Genomic DNA, 4,995 nt, shown 5'->3' on the forward strand with positions numbered 1-4,995 from the left:
CATTGATCTTCTGCGTCTGTTTTACCCTTCTTTGGTGAATAGCAAAAAATCAAAACCCTATTCTGTAGGTTTCATGCATTCAGGAGGTGAAAAACCTCTCTCTAATCAAGAAATCACGGATTCAGGACTTTCATAATGTTCAAGCGACCTGAAATGAGCAACCACCTTTTTGAGAACGGCTTTCCCAATATGGGTCTGCCGGGCACCCATTAATTCAGACATCACCCGCCCTGGGGTAATGCCTTTCTGATACCCTATAAAAGCCACCAGTAAGGCGGTTCCCAGCGAAGAGGCCAGAGGTCCGCTGATTTTATTCAGGGACATACTGGCAACCGCAGCAACCATCAACATGTGACTGGTTTTGAAACGCTGCGATTCACCAGAAATATAAGGCTCATAGCCAGCTTGATAGGCTGAGTCTGTCAGGTTGCCGGAGAGTGACTGAAACAGAGAATTTTCTGCCTCGTTGAGCTTGGAGGCCATAAATTCTGGATGGATACGAACAACCTCCAGACGAATATTTGTATCAAAAGAAGCGATCTGCCTTTTCTCTACATAGCCATCAGAATCCAGCTTTTCACTGGATAACTCAGGAAAAGGTTCACCATTAACAACCATGCATCCAACATTTTTGTAAAAGGCTTTTTCAATTGCTTCTTTAACAGGAGCTATAAAACCATAATCACTTTCAGATTCTAATACTGGTGAATACCCACGATGTGAAACCTGAATCAGAAACCAGTTCGCGTCTTTAAAATTTGAAACATCCATTTCGGAACAGATGTAAAACTCAAATTTCTCTTGGTCATCACCGTCCAATGTGCTCTCGGAATGACAGAAACCTGCAGCAAGCATTGAAAGCAAAAAAATAAATTTTGCCAACAGTTTCATTTTTACTCCTGATTATTTTATTAAGCAAAGCGAAACAGCTTTTAACTTCAGAAATAACATAGACCAGTAATATTTGAAGGGAAGTTAATTTATCAACAGAAAAATGATTCAAAAAATACATCTACAAAAACATCCACTCAAAAACAAAGAGATAGAAATTAAAATGAGAAAACATTAGTAAAAATCAACCAGACAATTTTATTACTCGTTATTATTCCGTATCAATTTTGGCCAATAACTTAAGAGCATCTCCGAATAGTCAGTCATCCTCTTCACCTCATCGACTCATCAACAAGCCCCTATCAATGTCAAAAAGACCAGTACAACCATGAAAAATATGACAGAGAATGCAACAATTGGACATCTACAGATTTAGTCTTGCTGCCAAGCAGTATAAAATGCCGCCGTTACCCTAACCAGAACCTCAACATGCACATCACTCTAAAACAGCTCAAGGCGTTCCGGGCTGTCGCAAGTCTCGGACAGGTTCGCCTGGCTGCCCAACAGCTTAGCCTTTCTCAACCGGCCACCAGCATGGCTATTGCCGAGCTTGAAAATCAGCTGGGCTGTCAGCTGTTCGACCGAACCGGCAACAAACTCCTGATTAATCACCAGGGCGAGCTGCTTATGCCCCTGGCCTCTGAGCTGCTGGATCGCACCTCAGAAATAGAGACTCTGTTCAGAGACCTGCAGAACACTGAGTCCGGCCACCTCCGAATCGGTGCCAGTACCACTATTGGTAATTACCTTTTACCCGACATTCTGGCTCAGGTTAGTGCTGACTTCCCCAATATCAGCTTTAACATGGATATCCGTAACACAGAGAACATCATCAGCCGTGTAGCCAGCTTTGACCTGGACATTGGCTGTGTTGAGGGTCCCTGTCAGCATGAAGATATCGATGTCATTCCCTGGCAGGAGGATGAGCTGCTGGTCATCTGTGGTCCCGATCACCCTTTGGCCAAAGAGGGAGAAATCTCTGTGGAGCAGCTGAACAACCAGAACTGGATCCTCAGGGAATCAGGCTCCGGTACCCGTAATATTTTTGATCAGCATCTGGGACAAAAACTGACGGATCTGAGCGTCAAGATGGAATTGAATCAGTCAGAAGCCATCAAAAAGCTGGTGCAGTATGGCCAGGGCATCAGTTGCCTGTCCCGGCTTTGTGTCAGCCATGAGCTGGAGCTGGGAGAGCTGATTCCTATCAAAGTCTCCGGAATTACACTGAATAGAACCCTTTCTCTGCTGCTTCATAAGAAAAAGTATCAGAGCCATATCATTCAACTGATGCTGAAAGCTCTGGGCTGGCAGAAACCGGAATATTGACTATCTTTGGTGAGCTGCTGATGAACAAAATACAAGGGAAATACCTTGCAGCTCATTCCAAAGCTTTCACATTCACAACTGAACTACGCCGCCAGACTCAGTGACAAAACAGTCTGGCTCGGTGCCCTACTGCTGTTTTCAGCTGCGGTGCTGACTGGCTGTTCTTCCGGGCCTTCTTCGCAGGAGAAAGGAGAAGTCGCCCTGGAAAAGCTGGATGTGAATGAACTGAAAATGACCATGCTCGCTGATATCTCCAGCACTGTTGTCAGCGACGGTGAGCTGGCCAGCAATATCAAAACCGATATAGCCCGTCTGGCCATCACTCCCCTGAGGCGCTCACCCGAAGTTCAGATTGCTGGTAATGATGAGATTACCCGCCCTGTGGCCGTCAGTTTTCAGAAAGCGTTTGAGCAAAGCCTGATGAATATGATTGATGAGGCCCAGCTCAGTCAGGCTGCGGCCATTATCCATACCCGAAAACCGACCACCCCTATGTGTAACCCTGCAGGTAAAGCACTCAGACAAACGATGTCTGTGTCTATGCAGGATGACCCACACCGAGCCAAAACCATAGAAGACAGAACCGTCACCCTGCGCAGAATGGCTCAGAACGGTCCTCCTATGGAGTTGTATGTCGCTTATGTAAAAGGGGGCCTTGATAAACGCTCACCGGAAGAACAATTGATCTACAAGAAAGAGATCAATGACCCCGCCAATACCAGCCTTCATGATGAACAGATGGCCTGCACCGAAATGCCGGATGAAATAGTAGGCGCGTCCTATGTATTGACCACCAAACTGGGACATACGCTCTACTTCGCCAATAATGGCACACAGGCGGCGGATGCAGGAGGCAGCACACTCTGGCGTTACTGGTTTGGGAGCCTGAAAGATGCTCCCGTCAACAAGCGCTACAAAGAGGTATTCAAGTACCTGAAAGAGTGTGGCCTGGATATTCCTGACATCCCACTCTGATCAGTCCTTGATGGTGTATTCACTCAGATGAATGCAGTTCATCCGGTTAAAATCGATAAACCGGGCACAGCTTTCTACCATTGCATTCCTATTCTTCGCCAGTTTCCGATCATCATCGATGGCATCAAAAAAAGCATGAGGGGAATCCATGGCATCCGTAGGGAAATGCTCTTCCACAATGGCGATATAGTCCAACGAGTCTTCTGTCAGCTTCCGAACCACAACATGCTGTCGGTAGCCAAAAGTAGACTGCGTGGCCACTGCAATAGCACCGTGACTGTCTTTCCAGATAGACAAAAACTCTTCATCACTCAGATCCGCCCGCTTGTTTAAACAACATAATTGCATGGAACCCGGGGTTCTTTGTCTCTCTTCAGAAGGTGCAGTCAGTATTTCTGACTCGGTCACCAGATAGCCTTCTATCCTGCTGCAATAGGGCGCCATCAGAGCTTCCAGCTCTCTATGATCATTGGCTGACTTAACCCAAAATGAAATCATTGCATCAGGAAGAGGACCGCAGTGCTCCTGCTTAAGGCCTTCAGCCCTGGCAACATCTGCATCGCTCAAACTGACCCGCAGATTCAGGACATTATCCTGTTTCATTAAGTCTTCGCTCAGCAAACCCAGAACCACCTCACAAAAGGCAGGCTGTTGAAAGTCTTCACCTGCTTTCAACAGATAGATAATTTTTTCCACGTGTCTTCCTTTATTCTTGTTCTGCCGTGAAAGAGATAGCTTAGAGATAATCGCAATCCAGACAGCGTTTGTCATCCTATAATATGGATCATTCTGTGCTCTGGATCATCGGGGAACCCCTGACGCCACCTCTTGTCTAAACCAAACGTACCCGATATAACTCTGCCATCTGGCCATGTGATCAAGCATTAAGGACAACCTGAATGACATGGAAAACGCTCTGCCATTCCATAATTTTGTCGGGCTGGCTCTGCACAGGAGCTACAGGCCAGGATGTTATAGTGCCTGAGGATTCCGGCCAGACCTTGCTGGCACTGAGAGACAGCACTGGCAGTGACATTAATGAATTACGCCAGACCATGACAGACTTCAGCCCGGAACTGATCATCAGTAAGCCGGCCATTCGAGAATTACTCTCAAATGACTCAGAGCGAGAACAAAGCCATGTGCTCCTGACCGGACCTGACAGCCAGACCAGACCCATTGCGGTCAACTTTCAAAGGGCTTTTGAGCAGTCCATCATCAAGATGCTTCACAAAGGCAAAATTAAAAGTGCCACAGCCATCATTCATACAGATCGCCCGCGACTCCCTTATGCAATCTAAACGGTAAACTGGCTGAAGATACCTTGCCGGAATCCGTGAGGAGTGACCCCCAGCGTTTGAAAACCCTTAGGGACCGAACTGAGACCATGCGTTTGCTGGCAAAGGAAAAACAGGTTGATCTCTATATTGCCTATTCTCATGGTGGCCTTCAAAAGCGTTCTACCAGGGAACAGGGTATTTTCAGGGATGAAATTAAAAACCGCAGGAACACTGCACTCCATAATGCTGAGCTTTCCTGCCCGGCTATTCCGAAAAAACTTTCTGGCGCTACCTATATTCTCAAACTGGCAAACGGCGACAGTCTCTTCTTTTCACTCACTGGCAGCCAGGTACAGGATGCAGACAACACCATGGACTGGGAGTACTGGTTCGACACGTTAAGGATTTGTCTAAAAATAACTTCCTGACTTCACCCTGCCTCAGGAGTGGCAGTGTAGTTCCATCTGGGTAGAAGCTTATCAAACTGAATAGTCATATTTTCTTTAAAATCGGCTGCATATTT

The 4,995-nt window shown here is 46.5% G+C and carries 6 protein-coding genes; 4 read left to right on the plus strand and 2 right to left on the minus strand.

The window, feature by feature from the left end:
- Window positions 1–105: 105 nt before the first annotated feature.
- Window positions 106–891 carry a hypothetical protein gene (locus ACR2PX_RS01190; protein WP_433997535.1) on the minus strand — a complete coding sequence of 262 codons (786 nt, stop codon included), beginning with the start codon at window positions 889–891 and terminating at the stop codon, window positions 106–108.
- A 429-nt stretch (window positions 892–1,320) separates the two neighbouring features.
- On the opposite strand from ACR2PX_RS01190, the gene ACR2PX_RS01195 reads away from it, so the two are divergent.
- Both ACR2PX_RS01195 and ACR2PX_RS01200 read left to right on the plus strand, forming a co-directional pair.
- Window positions 1,321–2,217 (plus strand): LysR family transcriptional regulator, encoded by an 897-nt coding sequence (locus ACR2PX_RS01195; RefSeq protein WP_433997536.1) that lies wholly within the window; start codon window positions 1,321–1,323, stop codon window positions 2,215–2,217.
- A gap of 45 nt (window positions 2,218–2,262) precedes the next feature.
- Window positions 2,263–3,192, plus strand: coding sequence for a hypothetical protein (locus tag ACR2PX_RS01200; protein ID WP_433997537.1), 930 nt, complete (start codon window positions 2,263–2,265; stop codon window positions 3,190–3,192).
- On the opposite strand, the gene ACR2PX_RS01205 is transcribed toward ACR2PX_RS01200, so the two are convergent.
- The gene (locus tag ACR2PX_RS01205) at window positions 3,193–3,888 is read right to left on the minus strand and encodes an EthD domain-containing protein (protein WP_433997538.1); all 696 of its coding nucleotides are present in this window, start codon (window positions 3,886–3,888) and stop codon (window positions 3,193–3,195) included.
- A gap of 203 nt (window positions 3,889–4,091) precedes the next feature.
- Between ACR2PX_RS01205 and ACR2PX_RS01210 the strand changes: the two genes are divergently transcribed.
- Both ACR2PX_RS01210 and ACR2PX_RS01215 read left to right on the plus strand, forming a co-directional pair.
- On the plus strand, window positions 4,092–4,493 hold the full coding sequence (locus ACR2PX_RS01210; RefSeq protein WP_433997539.1) for a hypothetical protein: 402 nt from the start codon (window positions 4,092–4,094) through the stop codon (window positions 4,491–4,493).
- Window positions 4,494–4,549: 56 nt separating this feature from the next.
- Window positions 4,550–4,900 (plus strand): hypothetical protein, encoded by a 351-nt coding sequence (locus ACR2PX_RS01215; protein ID WP_433997540.1) that lies wholly within the window; start codon window positions 4,550–4,552, stop codon window positions 4,898–4,900.
- The last annotated feature ends 95 nt before the right edge of the window (window positions 4,901–4,995 follow it).

The sequence above is a fragment of the Endozoicomonas sp. genome (assembly GCF_051008435.1).
In the GTDB taxonomy this organism is placed as follows: domain Bacteria; phylum Pseudomonadota; class Gammaproteobacteria; order Pseudomonadales; family Endozoicomonadaceae; genus Endozoicomonas_A.